The sequence below is a fragment of the Streptomyces sp. NPDC049879 genome (genome assembly GCF_044461265.1).
Lineage (GTDB): Bacteria > Actinomycetota > Actinomycetes > Streptomycetales > Streptomycetaceae > Streptomyces.
In genome coordinates this window covers 698,796-717,420 of the sequence record NZ_JBITKT010000003.1, presented here as the reverse complement: position 1 = coordinate 717,420, position 18,625 = coordinate 698,796, and the positions used below count along the sequence as shown (strand labels likewise).

Below are 18,625 nucleotides of genomic sequence, written 5' to 3'. Positions count from 1 at the left end.
GAGGTCACCACGTGCTCCCCCTCACCGGCGAGAAGCCCGCAGAAGAACCCACGCGCGCACCCGTCCCGAACCCGCCCGTCGCCGTCGTCCGCGACCTCCACGTCAGCCTGGAGCGCGGCGGCGTCCGCTCCCCGGTCGTCAAGGGCGTCGACCTCGACATCAGGCCGGGCGAGATCCTCGGCCTCGTCGGCGAGTCGGGCTCGGGCAAGAGCGTCCTCAGCCTCGCCCTGCTCGGCCTGCTGCCCGCCTCCGCCGCGCCCCGGGTCACCGGGACGCTCACCGTCGGCGGCACCGACATGGCCCACGGCCCCGAACACCTGCGCCGCGCCGCACGCCGCGACGACCTGGGCGTCGTCTTCCAGGACCCGATGACGTCCCTCAACCCGACGATGCGCGTCGGACGGCAGGTCGCCGAGGCGGCCGGTTCCGGCGCGGAGGCCGTCCGGCTGCTGCGCGCGGTGGGCGTCCCCGACCCCGAACGCCGCATGCGCGCCTACCCGCACGAGCTGTCCGGCGGGCTGCGGCAGCGCGTCATGATCGCCATGGCCATCGCGGGCGGCCCCCGCCTGATCGTCGCCGACGAGCCGACCACCGCCCTCGACGTCACCGTCCAGTCGCAGGTGCTGCGCGTCCTGCGCGGCCTGACCGACGACATGGGGTGCAGCGTGCTGATGATCACGCACGACCTCGGCGTGGCCGGGCAGATCGCCGACCGCATCGCCGTCATGTACGCGGGGCGGCTCGCCGAGACGGGCCCCGCCGAGCAGGTCCTGCGCGACCCGCGCCACCCGTACACGCTCGGACTCCTCGCGTCCCGGCTCGACTTCACGACCGACCGCGCCGCGCCCCTGCGCACGCTGCTGCCCGAGCCCACCGCCACGGCCGCGCCCGCCACCGGCTGCCTCTACCAGTCCCGCTGCCCCCTCGCCATGGACCGCTGCGCCACCGAACGGCCCGACGCGCCCACGGCGGACACCGCGCCCCACCAGGCCGCCTGCTTCCGCGCCGACGACGCCGCGACCGCGCTGGCGGCCCTCGCGCCGCCCGAGGAGACGGTGCCGCACGCTCCCGCCGTGCCGCGGGACACGGGCGGCAGGAACGGCGTCGTGCTCGGCGCCACCGAGCTGACCTGCGACTTCACCGTCCGCGACAGCCGGGGCCGCAAGGCGGCGCTCGCCGCGCTGCGCGGCGTCACGCTCGACATCGAGGCCGGGGAGTCCCTCGCCCTCGTCGGCGAGAGCGGCTCGGGCAAGTCCACCCTGCTGCGCGTCATGGCCGGGCTCCAGAAGGCGACCGGCGGCGGCCTCGAAGGGCCGGGCCGCTCCGGCATCCAGATGGTGTTCCAGGACGCCGGGGCGTCGCTCACCCCCTGGCTCACCGTCCGCGAACTGCTCACCGAACGCCTCGGCCGCGGCACCGACCGCGCCGCGCGCCGCGAGAAGGCCGCCGCCGCGCTGCGCGCCGTCGGACTGCCCGAGGCCGCCCTCGACGCCCGCCCCGCCGAACTCTCCGGCGGCCAGCGGCAGCGCGTCGCCCTGGCCCGCGCCACGATCGTCCCGCCCCGCGTCCTCCTGTGCGACGAGCCCACCAGCGCGCTCGACGTCTCCCTCGCCGCCAACGTCCTCAACCTCATCCAGAAGCTCCGCCGCGAACTGGGCATGACCGTCGTCTTCGTGACGCACGACCTGTCCGTCGCCCGCGTCATCGGCGACCGCATCGCCGTCATGTACCTCGGCCGCCTCGTCGAGATCGGCACGGCGGACGAGATCATCCGCGACCCCCGCCACCCCTACACCCGGGCGCTCATCGCGGCCGTCCCCGGACTCGGCGTCACCCTGCCCGAGATCACCGGCGAGCCCGCCAGCGCCCTGTCCCCGCCCAGCGGCTGCGCGTACCACCCGCGCTGCCCCGTCGCCCGCGACGAGTGCGCCGACACGCTCACCGGCATCCAGCTCGTCCCCATCGGGCCGCGCCCGCCCGGCACGGCCAGGACCGCCGCACCGTCCGCCCGCCGCAGCGTCGCCTGCGTCCACCGAGGGGAGATCCGATGACCGCCGCCGCCGTGACGGGCACGCCGCCCGCCGTCCGCCCGCGCACCCGCGTCCTGCGCCCGCGCCTCGCCGCCGCCAGGTGGCTCGACTGGACGGTCCTCGCCGTCGTCGCCCTGGTCACCCTGACCGCGCTGCTCGCACCCGTCCTCGCGCCGCACGACCCCGTGCGCACCGCCGGGGCCCTGTACGCCGAGCCGGGCTCGGACGGCGCGCTGCTCGGCACCGACGGCATCGGCCGCGACCTGCTGTCCCGCACCCTGATCGGGCTGCGCACGAGCTGGCTGATGGCCCTGGTCGTCGTGGCCGTGGGGCTCGTCGTCGGCGGCGTGGTCGGGCTGGTCGCGGGCGCGTTCGGCGGCTGGGTGGACTCGGTCCTGATGCGGGTCACCGACCTGTTCCTCGCGCTGCCCGCCATGCTCGTCGCGGTCGCCGTGGCCGCCGCGCTCGGCTCCGGGCTGTGGAACACGTTCCTCGCCATCTCCGTCGTCTGGTGGCCCTACTACGCGCGGATCGTGCGCGGAGAGGTGCGGTCCCTGGCCGCCAGGCCGCACGTCGAGGCCGCCCGGATGGCCGGGGTGAGCCGTACGCGCGTCATCACGCGGCACCTGCTGCCGGGCGTCGTGCCGTCCGCCGTGGTCACCGCGAGCCTGGACGTGGGCAACGTCGTCCTCGTCCTCGCCAGCCTGTCGTTCCTCGGCCTCGGCCAGTCCGCGCCCGCGCCCGAGCTGGGCGCCGACACCTCCCGCGCCCTGGCGGAGCTGCTGCCGCACTGGTGGATACCGGTCATCCCGGGGCTGACGGTGATGCTGCTCAGCCTGGTCGCCAACCTCGGCGGCGACGCCGTCCGCAACATCCTCGCCCGCAAGGCCCGCTGAGGCCGCGGACCACCCACGCACCGAAAGGCCAGGTGTCCGCCGTGTCCCTGCGCTTCGCCGCCACCCGCGTCGCCTCCCTCGTCACGCTGCTCGCCGTCCTGTCCGTCGTCCTCTTCGTCCTCCAGGAGATCTCGAACACCGACTCCGTCGCCGCCACCCTCGGCCCCACCGCGTCCCCGGAGGCCGTCGCCGCCGAACGGGCCAGGCTGGGGCTCGACGACCCCGCGATCCAGCGGTACCTCAGCTACCTCGGCGGGCTGGTCACCGGGGACCTCGGCACCTCGTTCCGCACCCACCGGCCGGTGACCGACGACATCGGCGCCTACCTGCCCGCGACCATCGAGCTGGTGCTGTTCGCGTTCGCCGTGGCGCTGGTGCTGGCCCTGCTGTTCGCGCTGTCGTCCGTGCTGCGCTGGCGGGCCGCCGCGCCGTTCCGCGGCCTGCTGTTCGTGTCCTCCACCGCGCCGACGTTCCTGCTCGGCATCCTCAGCCTGATCCTCTTCTACAAGCAGCTCGGCTGGCTGCCCGCGAACGGGCGCGTCAGCGGCTCGGCGCCCCCGGACGGGCCGACCGGGCTGCTCGTCCTCGACGGCCTGCTGACCGGCGACCCCGGCCTGTCAGGGGACGCCCTCCAGCACCTCGTCCTGCCGGGACTGTCCCTCGCGCTCGGCCCGGCGCTCGCCATCGGCCGCGTCTTCCGCTCCAGCCTGCTCACCACGCTGGACGCCGAGTACGTGCGCACCGCCCGCTCCAAGGGCCTGGGCGAGCGGACCATCGTCCTGCGGCACGTCGTCCGCAACTCCCTGAACGCCGCGCTGTCCATGAGCGGACTCCAGATCGGCTTCATGTTCGCGGGCGTCCTGGTGGTCGAGAGCGTCTTCAGCTGGCCCGGGCTCGGCAGCTACCTCGGCGCGTCGATCCCCGTCTCGGACTTCCCGGCCGTCGCGGGCGTCACGTTCCTCCTCGGCGCGGTCTACATCGTGGCCAACACGGTGGCGGACGTCCTCCAGGGCGCGGCCGACCCGCGGGTGACCGTCTGACCCCCGCGCCGCCGTCTGACAGAGTGAGGGCGCACAGCGAGCCGAGCCGAGCCGGGCGGAGGACGGAATGCACACGCGCCTACGGACTTTGGGACTGGTGACGATGGTCCTGCTGGGTGCCGCGGCCTGCGGTGACGGCGGGGGCGGGCAGGGACCGGACGGCCGGTCCACCGCGTCGTCGGACGCCGTGCCCGAGCCCGACGCGGGGATCACCGAGCCGTCGCCCGAGGAGGGGCTGACGGACCCGCTGCCCGGCGGCCCCGACCTCAGCGGCAACGAGCCGGCGCCCGGCGCGTCCGGGTCCGTGCCCGGCACGCCGCCTGAGCAGGACGAGGACCCCGTGCCGGACGGCACGCCGTCGGAGTCCGCCTCCGCGGACGGCGAGGACGAGTCGGCGGCGGGCGAGGCGCTGCGCGTCTTCTGCGAACTCGCCCGCAGCTACGAGGAGGACTGGGACGCCCAGACCGAGGAGCTGTGCGCGCCCTTCCTCGACGACTGAACAGGGGGCCGCGCAAAAGCCGTTGCGCCGACGGGACCCGACGCGCGACGCTCGGCCTCCGGTCCGTGCGGGCGAGGGGAGACGCGGGTGCTGTCGGCGGCGGAGACCGAGGCGTTCGTCAGGGACGGGTATGTGCGGATCGCGGGCGCGGTGCCGCGCGGCGTGGTCGCGCGGTGCCGTGACGAGCTGTGGGCCGCCACCGGCTGCGACCCCGGCGCCCCGGCGACCTGGACGCGGCCCGTCGTGCGGCTCGGCGGCTTCTCGACGCCGCCGTTCCGCGAGGCGGCCAACACGCCCGTGCTGCACGAGGCGTTCGACCGGCTCGTGGGCGAGGGGCGGTGGGTCGCGCCGCAGGGGCTCGGCACGTTCCCCGTCAGGTTCCCCAGCGACGAGCCGCCCGGGGACGACGGCTGGCACCTGGAGGCGAGCTTCGCGGGCGACGCGGGCGAGTACCGCGTGAACCTCGCCTCGCGCGGCAGGGCGCTGCTGATGCTCTTCCTCTTCTCCGACACCGGCCCCGACGACGCGCCCACCCGCGTCCGCACCGGCTCGCATCGCGACGTGCCGCCGCTGCTTGCCGGCTCCGGCGCCGCCGGGCGGCCGTGGGCGGAGCTGTGCGCCGAGGCCGTCCCCGCCACCGCGCACCGCCCCGAGGCGCTCGCCACCGGCGCGGCCGGGGACGTCTGGCTGTGCCACCCGTTCCTCGTGCACGCGGCGCAGCCGCACCGGGGGAGCGTGCCGCGCTTCATGGCGCAGCCGCCGCTCGTCCCCACCGGGGATCTCGACCTGTCGGGGGCCGCCCCGTCGCCCGTCGAGCGCGCCGTGCTCGACGGGCTCGGGGGAGCGGGTCACGCGTCCCGGTAGGTCTCCAGCAGGCGCAGCCAGATCTCGCTCATCGTCGGGAACGCCGGGACCGCGTGCCACAGCCGCTCGACGGGCACCTCGCCCGCCACCGCGATCGTCGCCGCGTGCAGCAGCTCGCCGACCCCCGGGCCCACGAAGGTGACGCCCAGCAGCACCCCGCGTTCCTCGTCCACGACCATGCGGGCCTTGCCCTTGTAGCCGTCCGCGTGCAGCGCCGCGCCGGAGACGGACCCCAGGTCGTAGTCCACCGCACGGAACCGGTGGCCCGCCGCCTCCGCCGCCTCGGCGGTCAGCCCGACCGACGCCACCTCAGGCTCGGTGAACACCACCTGCGGCACCGCCGCTGCGTCCGCCGTCGCCGTGACCGCCACGTCGCGGCCCTGCGCGCGCGCCGCGATGGCGTCCCCGGCGATCCGCGCCTGGTACTTGCCCTGGTGCGTCAGCAGCGCGCGGTGGTTGACGTCCCCCACCGCGTACAGCCACCCGCCGTCCACGCCCTCCACGAGCAGCGTGTCGTCCACGGTCAGCCACGAGCCGGGTTCGAGCCCGACCGTCTCCAGGCCGATGTCGCCGGTGCGCGGGCTGCGGCCGGTGGAGAACAGCACCTCGTCGGCGACGAGTTCGCCCGCGTCCCCGTCCAGGACCAGCGTCACCGGGCCCTCGGGGTCCGGCCTGCGCAGCGCGGTGACGGACGTGCCGGGCCGCACGTCCACGCCCCGCGCGGCGAGGCCCTCCGCCACCAGGTCCCCGGCGAACGGCTCCATGCGCGGCAGCGGCCGTTCCCCGCGCAGCAGCAGAGTCACCTCGGAGCCGAGCGCGCTCCACGCCGCCGCCATCTCCGCGCCGACGACGCCGCCGCCGACGATCGCGAGCCGCCCCGGCACCTCCCGCGCCGACGTGGCCTCGCGGCTCGTCCACGGCCGGGCCTCCCCGATCCCCGGGATGCCGGGCAGCCGCGCGTCGCTGCCGGGACAGACGGCGACGGCGTGCCGCGCCGTGTACTCGCGCCCGTCCACCACGACGGTGCGCGGACCGCTCAGCCGCGCGTCGCCCCTGATCAGGTCGATCCCGGCCGACTTCAGCCACTCGACCTGCCCGTCGTCCTTCCAGTCGCTGGTGAACGAGGTGCGCCGCGCCAGCACCGCCGCCGCGTCGACCTGCCCGTCGCCGACCGCCTCCTTCGCGCCGCCGACGGCCTTCGCCGCGTCCAGCGCCGCCGGGGGCCGCAGCAGCGCCTTGCTGGGGATGCACGCCCAGTATGAGCACTCGCCGCCGACCAGTTCGCGCTCCACGATCACCGTCCGCAGCCCGGCGGCGCTCGTGCGGTCGGCGACGTTCTCCCCGACCGGGCCCGCGCCGATCACGATGACGTCGTACTCGCTGTTGCTGTCGCTCATCCGGAAATCTCCTCCACCAGCCGACGGACCGCCCCCACCGTAGGCGAGGCGGCCCCGGGACACGGCGGTCAGGATGCCCCGGACGCCCCCGGTGCAAGCCAAACGGCGGTGTCGGACGGCAGGGCACCGTCCGGCGTGAGCGGACCTGAGGCCAGCAGGACCCGTTCCCCGGCGGGCAGCGGCAGCGGGTCCGCACCGAAGTTGACGCGGCAGACGAGGCCCGCGCCCTTGCGGAACGCCAGCTCGCCCCCGCGCGCCGGGAGCCACGTGAACGACACGTCCCCCAGCGCCTCCCGCCGCAGCCGCAGCGCCTCGCGGTACAGCTCAAGGAACGACCCCGGCCGCCCCTCCTGCGCCGCCACCGACCGGCCGCCCCACCCGGCGGGCTGCGGCAGCCAGGCAGCCTCGCCAGGGCCGAAGCCGTACGAGGGCCCTTCCCGCGTCCACGGCATCGGCACGCGGCAGCCGTCGCGGCCCCGGACGCGGTGTCCGGTCCGCTCCCACATCGGGTCGCGCAGGGCTTCCTCCGGCAGGTCCGCCACCTCGGGCAGGCCCAGTTCCTCGCCCTGGTAGAGGTAGCTGGTGCCGGGCAGCGCCAGGGTCAGCAGCGCGGCGGACCGCGCGCGCAGCTCGCCCGCCGCCGTGTCGGGCTCGGGGTCGCGGCCACCGGCGGTGAGCCACGCGCGGTGGTCGACACCGGCGGGCAGGGCGTAACGCGTCACGTGCCGCATCACGTCGTGGTTGGACAGGACCCAGGTCGGCAGGGTGCCGACCGCGCGTGCCTCGGCGAGCGAGGTGTCCACGACCTCGCGGAACGCGCAGGCGTCCCAGGGGCAGCGCAGGTAGAAGAAGTTGAACGCCTGGTGCAGCTCGTCGGGCCGTGTGTAGAGCGGCAGCCGGTGCGCGCTGACGCCCGCCTCGGCGACGGTGACGCGCGGCGGGTCGTACGAGTCGGTGATCTTCCGCCAGGCGCGGTAGACCTCGTGCACCTCGTCGCGGTCCCAGAACGGGTGGTCGTCGCCCTCGGGCGGGGCGTTGAGGGGGGCGGTGTCGCCGCCGTGGGTGTCGCGCAGGGGCGGCGTCAGGTCCTTGCGCAGGCCGTGCGCCACGTCGATGCGGAAGCCGTCCACGCCCAGGTCGAGCCAGAAGCGCAGGGTCTTCTCGAAGTCGGCCCAGACGTCGCCGTTGTCCCAGTTCAGGTCGGGCTGCTCGGCGGCGAAGATGTGCATGTACCACTGGCCGTCCGGCACGCGGGTCCACGCCGGGCCGCCGAACTTCGACTGCCAGTCGGCGGGCGGCAGCTCCCCGTTCTCGCCGCGCCCGTCGCGGAAGACGAACCGGTCGCGCGCCGCAGACCCGGGCGGGGACGCCAGGGCCTCCTGGAACCAGGGGTGCCGGTCCGAGACGTGGTTCGGCACGACGTCGATGATCACGCGCAGCCCGAGCCCGTGCGCGCGGGCCAGCAGCTCCCGGAAGTCGTCCAGCGTCCCGTGCCGGGGATCGACGTCCCGGTAGTCGGCCACGTCGTAGCCCGCGTCGGCCCAGGGGGAGGGGTAGAACGGCGTGAGCCACACCGCGTCCGCGCCGAGCCGGGCGACGTGCCCGAGCCGCCCGGCTATGCCCCGCAGGTCGCCGATGCCGTCCCCGTCGGCGTCGGCGAAGCTCGGGACGTAGATCTGGTACACGACCGATTCGCGCCACCAGTCCGCCGTGGTGGTGTCTTTCACGATGACCTCTCAGGGGGAACGCGTGCGGGGACGTCCGCACACGCCGCGCGGGGACGCTGTGCAGCCGTGGGGGTGTGCCGCGTCCGCCGGGCCGCGTGCCGGCGCGGGCGCCGTGGCGGCGCCGCCTGGGCCGCCTCCGGGACGGGCGCGCCGCAGGGGGGTGGGGCGGACCCTGACCGCGGGGGAGGCGGCGGGGGCTGTGGGGAACGATCGGTCCCCGTCAGCCGTCCGGCCAGCGTAACCGACCGGCGGCGGCCGGTGCCGTGCTCAGGCGGCCCCGTCCTCGCCGGTGAGCATGCCGAGCAGGCCGCGCGGCGCGTCGGCACCGAACATGAAGTCGTGCTGCTCGGCGGCGTCGGCCGCCTCGGCGGCGCTGCGCGGGAACAGCTCGCGCTCGTACGCGGCGAGCGCGGCCTCGGCGTCGCCGGGGTGCGCCGCGAGGGCCTCGCCGAGCCGCGCGCCGTCGTACATGGCGAGGTTCGCGCCCTCGCCCGAGGGGATCATCAGGTGCGCGGCGTCGCCGAGCAGCGTCACACCCGGCACGCGGTCCCAGCGGTGGGCGGCGGGCAGGGTGTGGAGGGGGCGCAGGACCGGGGGCGTGTCGCCGTCGGTGATCAGCGCGGTCAGCTCGGGCGCCCAGCCGTCGAACTCCCGCGCGATCCGCGCGCTCGCCGCGGCGGGGTCGCCGAAGCCGACGCCGTCGAACCAGTCGCGCGGCTTGGACAGCGCGACGTACGTGTGCAGCGTCGCGCCGCTCTCCCGGTGCGCCTGGATGCCCTTCCCGGGCGCGAGGGCGAGCATCGCGCCGCCGCCGACCGCCCCGGCGGCGGCCGGGTGCCGGGTGTCGCAGTCGTGGAGGTAGGTCTCCACGAACGACGTGCCGGTGTACTCGGGCGTCGCGGCGGAGAGCAGCGGCCTGACCTTCGACCAGGCCCCGTCCGCGCCGACCAGCAGGTCCGTGACGGTGGTGGCGCCGTTCGCGAACGTCACCTCGTGGCGGCCCCCGCCGAGGGCGCGGACGCCGCTGACCTTGTGGCCCCAGCGGACGGTGCCGGGCGGCAGCGCGTCGAGCAGCAGCCGCCGCAGGGCGCCGCGCTGCACCTCGGGGCGGGTGCCCGTGCCGTCGTCGGGCTGGTCGAGCAGGACGGTCCCGTCGGGGGCCAGGACGCGCATCGCCTCGCGGCCTTCGAGGACGAGGTCGCGGAACGCGTCGTACAGGCCGGCGGCGCGGAGGGCGGGCTGGCCGTTGCTTTCGTGGATGTCGAGCATGCCGCCCTGGGAGCGGGCGGTGGGGGAGGCCTCCCCTTCGTAGACGGTCACGGGGATGCCGTGGACGTGCAGGACGCGGGCGAGCGTCAGGCCGCCGAGCCCGGCGCCGACGATGGTGACGTGGGTGCTGGTCATGGTTGCTGTCCTCCTGGTCGCGATGTCGGTCTGGAACGGTGTTCCAGCAGTCCCCAGCATGGAACGGCGTTCCAGGAGGCGTCAAGCTGGAACGCCGTTCCAGCCCGCGCGCTAGGCTGGGCCGCATGGCAACCAGGGCGCGCCGCCAGGACCGGCGGCAGGAGCCGCTCACCCGCGAGCGCATCGTCACCACCGCCGTCGAGATCCTGGACGCGGAGGGTGAGGGTGGCCTCACCTTCCGTGCCCTCGCCGACCGGCTCGCGACCGGCCCCGGCGCGATCTACTGGCACATCACCGGCAAGGAGAACCTGCTCGCCGCCGCCACCGAGGCCGTCGTCGCCGCCCTCCCCGCCGACGACCCGGGCGCGACCCCGCGGGAGGCCGTCCGCGCCCTCGCGCTCGCCGTCTTCGACGCGATCGACACGCACCCGTGGGTCGGCGCGCAGCTCGCCCGTACGGCCTGGCAGTCGCCGATGCTGCCGGTCTTCGAGCGCATCGGCCGCCAGGTCACTGCCCTCGGGGTCCCGGAGGCCGCCCGCTTCACCGCCGCGTCCACGCTGCTGAGCTACATCCTGGGCGAGGCGGGCCAGAACGCCGCGAACGCCCTGGCGGCCCGCCCCGGCACGGACAGGGAGGCGTTCCTCGACGCCACGGCGGACCGGTGGGCGGACCTCGACCCGGAGCGGTACGCGTTCACCCGCGGCGTCGCCGGGCGGCTGCGCGCGCACGACGACCGGGCGGAGTTCGTCGCGGGCGTCGACCTCTTTTTGGCCGGGATCACCGCTCTCCGGGGGGCGGAAGGCTGATCTCCCCGGCCGTCCGGTCGGGGCGCAGGCCGCGCCAGACCGCGTGCCGCAGCCGCCCGTCCCGCGTCCACGTCCGGTGCGTCACCTCGCCGACCACGCGCGGCTCGACCCAGCGGGCGCGCCGCGCCCTGTCGCGCGGCACCGCCCCGCCGAACGGGCTGCCGCCGCGCGCCAGCGGTCCGAGCCGCTCCGCGAGCCCGGTCAGCGCCGCGTCGGAGAAGCCGGTGCCGACGTGTCCGATGTAGCGCAGCGCGCCGTCCTCGTCGTACGCGCCGAGCAGCAGCGACCCGATCCCGCCCGCGCGGTGCCCCTCGCCCGGCTGCCAGCCGCCGACGACCACCTCACGCGTCGTGAACAGCGGCCGTTTCACCCACAGCCGCGAGCGCTTCCCGGGTAGGTAAGGGGAGTCGAGGCGCTTGGCGACGATGCCTTCGAGCCCGTTGCCGCGCGCCACCTCAAGCAGCGCCGCCGGGTCGGCGTCGTCGCCGCTGTAGGCAGGCGGCACGGCGAACGCGTCCAGCCCGCCGAGCCCGAGCCGTTCGAGCGCGGCGCGCCGCTCGGTGTACGGGGACTCCGTCAGGGAATCGCGGCCGAGGCGCAGCAGGTCGAAGGCGAAGAACACCACCGGCACCTCCGCCAGGAGCCGGGGCCCCGGCCGGTCGCGGTGCCGCCGCTGCAACTGCCCGAAGTCGGGACGGCCGCCCTCCCCGAGCGCGACCAGCTCACCGTCGAGCACGGCGGCCCGCCCGCCCAGGGCGCCCCCGGCGGCCCCCGTGATCTCGGGGTACGCGCCGGTGAAGTCGTTCCCGTTCCGGCTGGTCAGCCGCACCTCACCGGTGTCGGCCACACGCAGGCAGCAGCGGTAACCGTCCCACTTGTACTCGTAACCCCACGCCCCGGTGGGCGGCTCACCCTCCACCGCCAGCATGGGCGGCACCACCTGCGGCATGTGTGCCATGCCTACCAGTACACGCGGGGCTCACGCGCGGCGCACGCCCACCGCGCAGGCGTGGCCCGTCCGCGCCAGGAGCGGCCCGTGCTCCAGGCAGGTGAGCCCGGCGGCGCCGAGGAGGTCCCGCAGTCCGGCGGCGGTGCGGGGGTGGAAGGGCAGGAGGTGGCGGGCGGCGGCCTCGGCGGCACGCCGGACGTCCGGGATGTCGTCGGGACCGGCGGCCATCACCACGGAGCCGGGGGCGAGCGCGCGGGCGAGGACACGGGCGGTCCGGCCGGGGGCGCCCGTACGGGCCATCGCCTCCGGCAGCAGCACGCACACCGGCCGGCCCAGGTCGAGGCCGCCGTCGCGCACCGCGCGCGCGAATGCTCCGCCGGGATCGGCGGCGGGGTCGTCACGCAGGACGGCGACGGAGCCGTGCCCGCACAGCGCGCGCAGCGCGGCGGCGGCGATGGGATCGGGCTCCAGGTACAGCACGGCCGCGTCCGGGGAAGCCTGGTGGACGGTGGTGTGCAGGTCAGGACCCGACATGCCGGCGGTCGGGTAGCCGTAGTCGGCGACGAGGACCTGACGGATGCCGAGTCCGCCCACGGCATGCCGGGCGGTGGTGTGGACGGCCGCGCGCAGGGCGGCGGTGGCGCGGGCGATGTCCGGCCAGGCGGCGGTCACTTCGGCGGCGGCGAGGCGGTCCACCGCGTAGTGGTCCTTGCCGCCGAGGAACAGGTCGCGGACCCGCGCGCGGGACGGGGCCGCCAGAACTTCCCGTACGGTCGGCCCCTCGCACGGCTCGCCGGGAGGAAGGGCGGCGAGCGCGTCCTCCAGACGGGCACGGTCGGCCGCCGTCACAGCGGTTCCGCCCCGCCGCACGCCACCGCCGCCGAGCAGCGCGTCGAGGGCTGCCTTCCAGGCGTCTGTCGTCACCGTTCCTCCTCCGCACGGACGAGGGCCCGCACGAACAGCACGACCAGGACCATCCCGGCCGTCATCGCCACCAGCCCTACCCCGGCCAGCGCCCCAACCGTCCACCAGGCGCCGACCCGCCACCGCCGCCTCACCGCACCGCGTCCCGGTACAGCGCCTCCAGCTCTCCCGCGCACCGCGCCCGGCAGAGCCACAACGGCACCGGCCCCGCATCGCCGACGAGTTCGCCGTGCACCGCGAGGCCACCGTCCACGGCACCGCACCGCCAGCACCGCCGCGCGGCGGCAAGCGCCCTCGCCACGTCCCGGACCACCTCCGGCCCCGAAACCCACGACCCGCTCACCCCGCCTCCGCCCGCGAAGCGACGGGAAGCAGCGCCCACACACTTTTGGTCGTCTCCCCGACATCCACGCCCCACGCAAGGCTCAACCCGGTCACCAGCGCCAGCCCACGCCCACACTCCGCGACAGCCGATACGGAACGCGCAGGACAAGACGGCGGCAGCACAGCGGGCGCCCCATCCACGACCAGCACCCGCAACACCGCGTCACCCCTGACACAGGACACCTGCGCAACGATCAACCCACCACGCACGGGCCGGGCATGACGCACGGCATTCGCTGCCAACTCGGAGACGACGACAGCGGCATCCGAGACGGTCACCGCAGCCATCTCCCAGCCACCCAGGATCACTTGGACCTGCCGCCGCAACACCGGCACACTCTCGACGCGATACGGCACGGACACCTGCCGCAACAGACACCCCTGCTCCCCAGCCCCACTCAGCACACCCCCACCTCCGGGTGAGACCGGATCGGGCGCACGGCACGCCTGACGGGGTGCGCGGCCGCCCCGGGACAGCTGCTCCGACACTCCGTCACAGGACCTGGAAACGCTGGCACGGCTTGGCGTTGCACGGACACCTCCTTTGACGAGTGGTTCCAAGTCCACTGCGGCCGGTTGGACTCCCGTTCCGTTGGAGGCGGACATCTAGGCGGACATCTCGCCTCTCGGCGAGGGCCCAAATCGATACCGTGGAGTAGTAACGACCACACGGGGAGTTGGGTCCATGGCGGGGACCAGTCGGCTCGCGGCGCTGCGGCGCTCGGCCGGGCACACACAGACATCATTCGTCGCGGCCTTCCTGGCTGAGTCGCGGCGGCTGGGGATCACCGCGACGCTGACGGTGCGGACATTGCGCCGATGGGAGACAGAGGCGCCGCCGCCACTGCCGTATCCGGGGCAACGCGCCGTGTTGGAGGCGATGCTCGGGATGCCCCTGCCCGAGATGGGCTTCGTCGTCCCGGAGACACGTCGGCATTCGGCGCCTGGTCCGGGAATCGGTGACGATGAGGACATGAGGCGCCGAACCCTTGTAGCCGCTACGGGTGGCATCGCTGCTGGAGCGCTCCTGCCCGACCTGCCGCAGGCCGGGACATGGCTGGCAGCAGCGGACGTGGGCCGGCTCCGGCGCGCGCTGGGCACGCTGTACGAACTGGACCACCGGCGTGGCGGCATCCCGGCGCAGGCCCGCGCCCGCGCTTTGGAAGACCGCATTACGCATGCTTTGAACGGGACGGTGTACACAGCGGCGGTCGGTCGTGACCTCCAGATCATGCTGGCCGAGATCGCCGCGCACCGTGCGTGGTTCGCCTATGACGCCGCGACCGGTGGCGGGCACGGACTGGGCGGGGCACGAGCGGCCGCGGACGGGGCGATCACCGCGGCTTGCCTTGTGGATGACCCCCTCCTGCAGATTCGTGCGTTGGCCTCGCTGTCACTGATTGCCGTGGAGGCGGGGCGGAGCTGGGAGGCCCGTTCCGCGGTAGAACGGGCATGGTCGCTGGCCGAGACCACCGGGGCCGGGGCGACGATCCGACTGGTCGTGTCGTTGCGAGAAAGCAACGCAGCGGTCCACACCGGGGATCTGCTGCTCGCCCGCCGAGCGTTGAGCCGTGCGGCCACGCTGGTGGGCCGCATGGACCGGGACCAGGAGGTGCCGCGCTGGGCGCGTTACGCCGGACAGGTCGAGGTGGACTACGCGACGGGCGCCTGGCACCGCCGCGCCGGACGACCCGCACAAGCTGTCCCGTTCCTGCGCTCGGCCGTGCGCGGGCTCGGAACCGCATCGGCGCGGAACACCTCGTGGTACCGCGCACGGCTCGCCCAGGCGCTCGTGGAAGCCCGCGAGGTGGAGGAGGCATGCGCCGAGATGCACGCTGTGCTCGATGGCTGCGGCCAGGTCGCCAGCCGTCGTCTCAGGGGCCGTCTCGCCGCGTGGGCCAGGGCCGTCGGAACCACCGGCTCCCTAGCCGCCGCAGAGCCCGTGTCGCGTATCCAGGATCTGTTGGAGCGCGCCGTATGACGCAGGTCGTGTTGCTCGATGGGCCGGGTGCTGCTGCGGCCGAGAACGCCGTGATCGCGGTTTACGCCGAGGCGTTCGCCGAGCCGCCCTACCTCAAGACGGCGGCTGATGTCGCGGCGAACCGGCGGCGGTTCCGCTCCCAGACCCGGAAGCCGACGTTCCGGGCCGCCATGGCGACGAGTGCCGAGGGCGAGCCGGTGGGCATCGCGTACGGCTTTCCGCTGAGCCCCGCAACCGGCTGGTGGGCGCGTCTGATCACGCCCGTTCCCAAGGAGATGTCCCGCGAGACGGGGAGCCGCACGTTCGGGCTGATCGAGCTGGCCGTGCGGGCGCCATGGCGGCGACAGGGCGTCGCCCGCTGCCTGCACGACGCGCTTCTCGACGGCCCTGAGGAACGCGTCCTGCTCAACGCGAGACCTGACGCCCTGCCCGCGCAGGCCGCCTACCGTTCCTGGGGCTACCGGGTCGTCGGTCAGGCCCACCCTTGGGACGGCGCCGCCCTGCATGACGTGATGCTCCGAGAACTGCACTCCGCCTGACCACGACACGATCTGAAGGACGAGATGACTACTGCTCTGACCGGTGACCAGCTCAGCGCTGCCTTGACGGGTCTTCCCGGCTGGCGCGTTGAGGAGGGGGATCTCACTGCCGAGTTCCGCGTTGCCCGTGATCGGCTGCCTGCCTTCTACGCCGCGGTGGCGGCCGCGGAGGACGCGGCGAATCATCATGCGCGGATCACGGTGTTGTACTCCTCGGTGACATTCGCCCTGAACACGCATGACGCGGGTGGTGCGATCACCGAGCGGGACACCGCCCTCGCCGGCCAGATCGACGCCTTGGCCCAGGCCCACGGAGCCGAACCCGCCTGACCCGCCACAGACCGCTCCGGTGACAGACCATCGCGGCCCGCGTGACTCTCAGCCAGGCGAAGAGATCGCCGTACTTGAAGGGGAACTCATATGACCGAAGAAGCAGGCCGTGTCTTTCGAGAGGCGTGGATCGCCGGAGTCAGGAAGCACTACCCCGGCGAGCCGAAACCCGGCTATGTCGCGCCGTGGGAGGAGACGGCGGAGTGGGAGAGGGAGGCCGCCGCCGCTGTGTACCAGCAGATCCGGCAGTTCGCGGAGATCAGTGGCGAGAACACGTCGAAGCTGTCCCGGGAGCAGAAGGGCAGGTTCGTGGCGATCTGCTGGATTGCGCAGATCCACAAGCACTTCGAGGACCCCAAGCCGAGCTATGTCGCCGACTGGAATGCACTCCCGGACTGGCAGCGTGAGACCGACAGCGACATCTTCGAAGCGATCGAGTGAAGTAGCCACCACCGTCTGCCCGGCTCTGACGCGCGGCGACCCGGGATGATGGACTCCTCGTCCTCGACCAGGGAGAACGCGTGAGGAACGACCAGCAGGGCATCACCGAGGATCAGTGGCGCCAGGCCAAGCTGGTGTGGGACCACCACTTGATGCGGCACGAGCTGCGGCCCGTTGACGTGGCGATCGGGCTGGGCAGCCACGACCTCGGCGTCGCGACCCACTCCGCCGAGCTGTACCGCTCCGGCCTCTTCCCGACCCTGGTGTTCAGCGGCGGCAACAGTCCCACCACCGCCAACGTCTTTCCGCGCGGGGAGGCCGTCCATTACCGCGAGCACGCCATCGGCCTCGGCGTCCCCGCCGAGGCGATCCTGCTGGAACCGAACGCAGGCAACACCGGTCAGAACATCACCCTTTCGCGCGAGGTGCTCGCCGCCGCAGGGATCACCCCGACGTCGGTGCTGCTCGTCTCCAAGCCTTATATGGAGCGGCGGTCGTTCGCGACCGCCCGCAAGCTGTGGCCCGACGCCGAGATCCTCTGCGCGTCGGAGCCGCTGGAGTTCGACGACTATCTGAAGTCGATCGGCGACGAGAAACTCGTCCTGGACATGCTCGTCGGCGACCTCCAGCGGGTCATCGAGTATCCAAAACTCGGATTCGCCATCGAGCAGGAAGTCCCGGAGGACGTGCACGCAGCGTACGAGTTCCTTGTTCGCGATGGCTTCACCAGCCGCCTCGTCAACCCCTGAACTGCCCGAGCCGGGCGGGTTGTGTCCCATTCATCAGTCGAACGCCTGACCACCCCTGCTCAAAGGCCGAGTTGGGCCACCTTGTACTGCCTGGCTCCGCGATGCACGGTAGAGCGACGAAGGGAGCGTCATGGCTGGTTACGCGGAGATCGCGGGTCACTTCCGCCAGTTGATCAGTGCTGGGGAGCTGCGGCCGGGGCAGCAGTTGCCGACTGTGCAAGAGGTCATGGGGACCTGGGACGTATCGATCGCCACGGCGACGAGGGCCTACAAGGTGCTTCGCGCCGAAGGGCTGACCATGCCAGCACCGGGGCTGGGACAGTGGTGGCCACTGGCCGCCCCACGATCGCGACGCGGGTGAGCACACACGCGGTCACCGGCCGTGCCCTGGACAGGGGCGAGGAGTCGCGCATCACCGAGGTCGGCATCACGGGAGCCGATGAGACGGTCGCGCCCCGGCTGGGCGTGGAGCAGGGAACACCGGTGCATGTGCGGCGGCGTGTGGTCACCCGGGAGGGCGTGCCGGTGCACATGTCGTCCTCGTTCTACACCGCCGACGTGATCGCGGCGGTCCCTGAACTGGCCGAGCAAGTCTCCACCGGGGGAAGCCGCGAGCTGGCAGCGGAGCGGCTGGGGTCTCCGCAGGACCGAGTGCTCGAAGAGGTGACCTCACGTCTGGCGACCGATCCGGAGAAGGACGCTCTCGGCCTGCGCGGGCCAATCGTGATCGTGACGCAGGTCGTGCGCACGGTCTACCTCGAAGACGGACGGATCGTGGAAGTGGCCGTGAAGGTGGTTAGCGGCACGACGCTGCAGAGTTGGTCCACCCCGCTGCGCTGATCCGGCGCAACACGGGCCCGCACCCCCTCCTGGCGCGAGCGAGGGGTGCGGCCCTTCTCCGTGCTCCCGCTGGTGGGGATGGATGACCACGCCCGTTCGGGAGGAGATGTCCCGCGAGACAGGGAGCTGCATGTTCGGGCTGATCGAACCGGCTGATGCTTCGCGGTCGCGGCGTCGCGGAGTCTTCAAGGCACAGTCCGCCATCTTTGGATGAACGACCGCCCATACGGACAAGTAGGACTGTCCGCATGGGCGGTCGTCTTTCAGGGATGATTCCGCAGGTCTACCCGAGTGGGACATGCGGACAGTCCGCCGGTCATGCGGACAGTTCACCTGTCTCACTTGATTAACTGCCCAACCACGGTGCAGCATCTTCGGCATGAGCGAGCCGAATAGACATCACCAGCATGCTTTCGAACTTCGCTGCGGAGTGGTGCATGTGGTTGTCCAACGTTTCCCGACATGGTTAGTGGTCGCTGCCGCCACAAGTGTGGGTAGCGGACTGACAGCGTGGTTCACTTCCCGCTAGGCGCTATTACCCTGCCTGTCTCTTTCCCGTGGAATCCTCGGCAGATTGCTTCTGCATGCGGGTCGATCTCTTCTCCACTACGGGCAAGCAGGAGGGATGGATTTTCATCGTCCCCGTGTACGAGCAGATCCGGCAGCTCGCAGAAATCGGTGCTGAAAACGCTTTGAAGCTAACCTGGAAACAGGGAAATAGGTCTGTGGCGATCTGCTAGGTTACGCAGATCTACAGGTACTTCGAAACTTCGAAGCCTAGCTACGTCACCGACTGGGACTCTCCTCCTGAATGGCAGTGTGAGA

At 73.4% G+C, this 18,625-nt stretch carries 21 protein-coding genes; 13 read left to right on the top strand and 8 right to left on the bottom strand.

Features of this window, described 5'->3' with window-relative positions:
- Nucleotides 1-11: 11 nt before the first annotated feature.
- The 5 genes from ACIBPC_RS14155 to ACIBPC_RS14135 all read left to right on the top strand — a co-directional run bounded on the left by ACIBPC_RS14155 (nucleotide 12) and on the right by ACIBPC_RS14135 (nucleotide 5,329).
- Nucleotides 12-2,051, top strand: a complete 2,040-nt coding sequence (locus tag ACIBPC_RS14155) for a dipeptide ABC transporter ATP-binding protein (RefSeq protein WP_398844107.1) — start codon at nucleotides 12-14, stop codon at nucleotides 2,049-2,051.
- Nucleotides 2,048-2,926 (top strand): ABC transporter permease, encoded by an 879-nt coding sequence (locus tag ACIBPC_RS14150; RefSeq protein ID WP_362962919.1) that lies wholly within the window; start codon nucleotides 2,048-2,050, stop codon nucleotides 2,924-2,926. Before ACIBPC_RS14155 ends, ACIBPC_RS14150 begins: the two co-directional genes overlap by 4 nt.
- Before the next feature lie 41 nt (nucleotides 2,927-2,967).
- Nucleotides 2,968-3,966, top strand: coding sequence for an ABC transporter permease (locus tag ACIBPC_RS14145; protein ID WP_362962921.1), 999 nt, complete (start codon nucleotides 2,968-2,970; stop codon nucleotides 3,964-3,966).
- Between the two features lie 97 nt (nucleotides 3,967-4,063).
- A complete protein-coding gene (locus ACIBPC_RS14140) occupies nucleotides 4,064-4,465 on the top strand; it encodes a hypothetical protein (protein ID WP_362962923.1) in 402 nt (133 codons plus the stop codon).
- Nucleotides 4,466-4,552: 87 nt separating this feature from the next.
- Nucleotides 4,553-5,329, top strand: a complete 777-nt coding sequence (locus tag ACIBPC_RS14135; RefSeq protein WP_398844102.1) for a phytanoyl-CoA dioxygenase family protein — start codon at nucleotides 4,553-4,555, stop codon at nucleotides 5,327-5,329.
- On the opposite strand, the gene ACIBPC_RS14130 is transcribed toward ACIBPC_RS14135, so the two are convergent.
- The 3 genes from ACIBPC_RS14130 to ACIBPC_RS14120 all read right to left on the bottom strand — a co-directional run bounded on the left by ACIBPC_RS14130 (nucleotide 5,314) and on the right by ACIBPC_RS14120 (nucleotide 9,857).
- Entirely contained in the window at nucleotides 5,314-6,726 is a 1,413-nt protein-coding gene (locus tag ACIBPC_RS14130; protein ID WP_398844099.1) for a dihydrolipoyl dehydrogenase family protein, read from the bottom strand. The two genes, ACIBPC_RS14135 and ACIBPC_RS14130, sit on opposite strands and share 16 nt — an antisense overlap.
- Before the next feature lie 68 nt (nucleotides 6,727-6,794).
- A complete protein-coding gene (locus ACIBPC_RS14125) occupies nucleotides 6,795-8,456 on the bottom strand; it encodes a glycoside hydrolase family 13 protein (protein WP_398844376.1) in 1,662 nt (553 codons plus the stop codon).
- Nucleotides 8,457-8,720: 264 nt separating this feature from the next.
- Nucleotides 8,721-9,857, bottom strand: coding sequence for an FAD-dependent oxidoreductase (locus ACIBPC_RS14120; RefSeq protein WP_398844097.1), 1,137 nt, complete (start codon nucleotides 9,855-9,857; stop codon nucleotides 8,721-8,723).
- A 125-nt stretch (nucleotides 9,858-9,982) separates the two neighbouring features.
- On the opposite strand from ACIBPC_RS14120, the gene ACIBPC_RS14115 reads away from it, so the two are divergent.
- Nucleotides 9,983-10,663, top strand: coding sequence for a TetR/AcrR family transcriptional regulator (locus ACIBPC_RS14115; protein WP_398844094.1), 681 nt, complete (start codon nucleotides 9,983-9,985; stop codon nucleotides 10,661-10,663).
- Here the strand turns inward: ACIBPC_RS14115 and ligD are convergent.
- From ligD to ACIBPC_RS14090, 5 genes are all read right to left on the bottom strand, one after another.
- Nucleotides 10,635-11,621, bottom strand: coding sequence for a non-homologous end-joining DNA ligase (gene ligD, locus ACIBPC_RS14110; RefSeq protein ID WP_398844092.1), 987 nt, complete (start codon nucleotides 11,619-11,621; stop codon nucleotides 10,635-10,637). The two genes, ACIBPC_RS14115 and ligD, sit on opposite strands and share 29 nt — an antisense overlap.
- Nucleotides 11,622-11,642: 21 nt before the next feature.
- Nucleotides 11,643-12,536: an SAM-dependent methyltransferase gene (locus tag ACIBPC_RS14105; RefSeq protein WP_398844090.1), complete on the bottom strand. Its 894-nt coding sequence runs from the start codon at nucleotides 12,534-12,536 to the stop codon at nucleotides 11,643-11,645.
- A complete protein-coding gene (locus tag ACIBPC_RS14100; protein ID WP_398844088.1) occupies nucleotides 12,533-12,670 on the bottom strand; it encodes a hypothetical protein in 138 nt (45 codons plus the stop codon). Before ACIBPC_RS14100 ends, ACIBPC_RS14105 begins: the two co-directional genes overlap by 4 nt.
- Complete coding sequence (locus ACIBPC_RS14095; RefSeq protein ID WP_362962943.1) at nucleotides 12,667-12,789, bottom strand: hypothetical protein; 123 nt, start codon at nucleotides 12,787-12,789, stop codon at nucleotides 12,667-12,669. Before ACIBPC_RS14095 ends, ACIBPC_RS14100 begins: the two co-directional genes overlap by 4 nt.
- A gap of 86 nt (nucleotides 12,790-12,875) precedes the next feature.
- The gene (locus ACIBPC_RS14090; RefSeq protein WP_398844084.1) at nucleotides 12,876-13,277 is read right to left on the bottom strand and encodes an ATP-binding protein; all 402 of its coding nucleotides are present in this window, start codon (nucleotides 13,275-13,277) and stop codon (nucleotides 12,876-12,878) included.
- A 328-nt stretch (nucleotides 13,278-13,605) separates the two neighbouring features.
- Between ACIBPC_RS14090 and ACIBPC_RS14085 the strand changes: the two genes are divergently transcribed.
- The 7 genes from ACIBPC_RS14085 to ACIBPC_RS14055 all read left to right on the top strand — a co-directional run bounded on the left by ACIBPC_RS14085 (nucleotide 13,606) and on the right by ACIBPC_RS14055 (nucleotide 17,800).
- Entirely contained in the window at nucleotides 13,606-14,901 is a 1,296-nt protein-coding gene (locus ACIBPC_RS14085) for a hypothetical protein (RefSeq protein WP_398844082.1), read from the top strand.
- On the top strand, nucleotides 14,898-15,440 hold the full coding sequence (locus tag ACIBPC_RS14080; RefSeq protein ID WP_398844080.1) for a GNAT family N-acetyltransferase: 543 nt from the start codon (nucleotides 14,898-14,900) through the stop codon (nucleotides 15,438-15,440). Before ACIBPC_RS14085 ends, ACIBPC_RS14080 begins: the two co-directional genes overlap by 4 nt.
- 24 nt (nucleotides 15,441-15,464) lie before the next feature.
- Nucleotides 15,465-15,770, top strand: a complete 306-nt coding sequence (locus ACIBPC_RS14075; RefSeq protein WP_362962953.1) for a 4a-hydroxytetrahydrobiopterin dehydratase — start codon at nucleotides 15,465-15,467, stop codon at nucleotides 15,768-15,770.
- A gap of 90 nt (nucleotides 15,771-15,860) precedes the next feature.
- Nucleotides 15,861-16,211, top strand: a complete 351-nt coding sequence (locus ACIBPC_RS14070) for a hypothetical protein (protein WP_398844077.1) — start codon at nucleotides 15,861-15,863, stop codon at nucleotides 16,209-16,211.
- 80 nt (nucleotides 16,212-16,291) lie between these two features.
- A complete protein-coding gene (locus ACIBPC_RS14065) occupies nucleotides 16,292-16,960 on the top strand; it encodes a YdcF family protein (RefSeq protein WP_398844075.1) in 669 nt (222 codons plus the stop codon).
- A gap of 130 nt (nucleotides 16,961-17,090) precedes the next feature.
- Nucleotides 17,091-17,321, top strand: a complete 231-nt coding sequence (locus ACIBPC_RS14060) for a winged helix-turn-helix domain-containing protein (RefSeq protein WP_398844071.1) — start codon at nucleotides 17,091-17,093, stop codon at nucleotides 17,319-17,321.
- Nucleotides 17,318-17,800 carry a UTRA domain-containing protein gene (locus ACIBPC_RS14055; protein WP_398844068.1) on the top strand — a complete coding sequence of 161 codons (483 nt, stop codon included), beginning with the start codon at nucleotides 17,318-17,320 and terminating at the stop codon, nucleotides 17,798-17,800. The genes ACIBPC_RS14060 and ACIBPC_RS14055 overlap by 4 nt, the downstream gene beginning before the upstream one ends.
- Nucleotides 17,801-18,625 lie beyond the last annotated feature (825 nt).

Coding starts and splice junctions, on each gene's coding strand:
- ACIBPC_RS14150 (WP_362962919.1), top strand. CDS start 2,048: ATGACCGCCGCCGCCGTGACGGGCACGCCGCCCGCCGTCCGCCCGCGC.
- ACIBPC_RS14130 (WP_398844099.1), bottom strand. CDS start 6,726: ATGAGCGACAGCAACAGCGAGTACGACGTCATCGTGATCGGCGCGGGC.
- ACIBPC_RS14120 (WP_398844097.1), bottom strand. CDS start 9,857: ATGACCAGCACCCACGTCACCATCGTCGGCGCCGGGCTCGGCGGCCTG.
- ACIBPC_RS14115 (WP_398844094.1), top strand. CDS start 9,983: ATGGCAACCAGGGCGCGCCGCCAGGACCGGCGGCAGGAGCCGCTCACC.
- ligD (WP_398844092.1), bottom strand. CDS start 11,621: ATGGCACACATGCCGCAGGTGGTGCCGCCCATGCTGGCGGTGGAGGGT.
- ACIBPC_RS14085 (WP_398844082.1), top strand. CDS start 13,606: ATGGCGGGGACCAGTCGGCTCGCGGCGCTGCGGCGCTCGGCCGGGCAC.
- ACIBPC_RS14080 (WP_398844080.1), top strand. CDS start 14,898: ATGACGCAGGTCGTGTTGCTCGATGGGCCGGGTGCTGCTGCGGCCGAG.
- ACIBPC_RS14075 (WP_362962953.1), top strand. CDS start 15,465: ATGACTACTGCTCTGACCGGTGACCAGCTCAGCGCTGCCTTGACGGGT.
- ACIBPC_RS14070 (WP_398844077.1), top strand. CDS start 15,861: ATGACCGAAGAAGCAGGCCGTGTCTTTCGAGAGGCGTGGATCGCCGGA.
- ACIBPC_RS14060 (WP_398844071.1), top strand. CDS start 17,091: ATGGCTGGTTACGCGGAGATCGCGGGTCACTTCCGCCAGTTGATCAGT.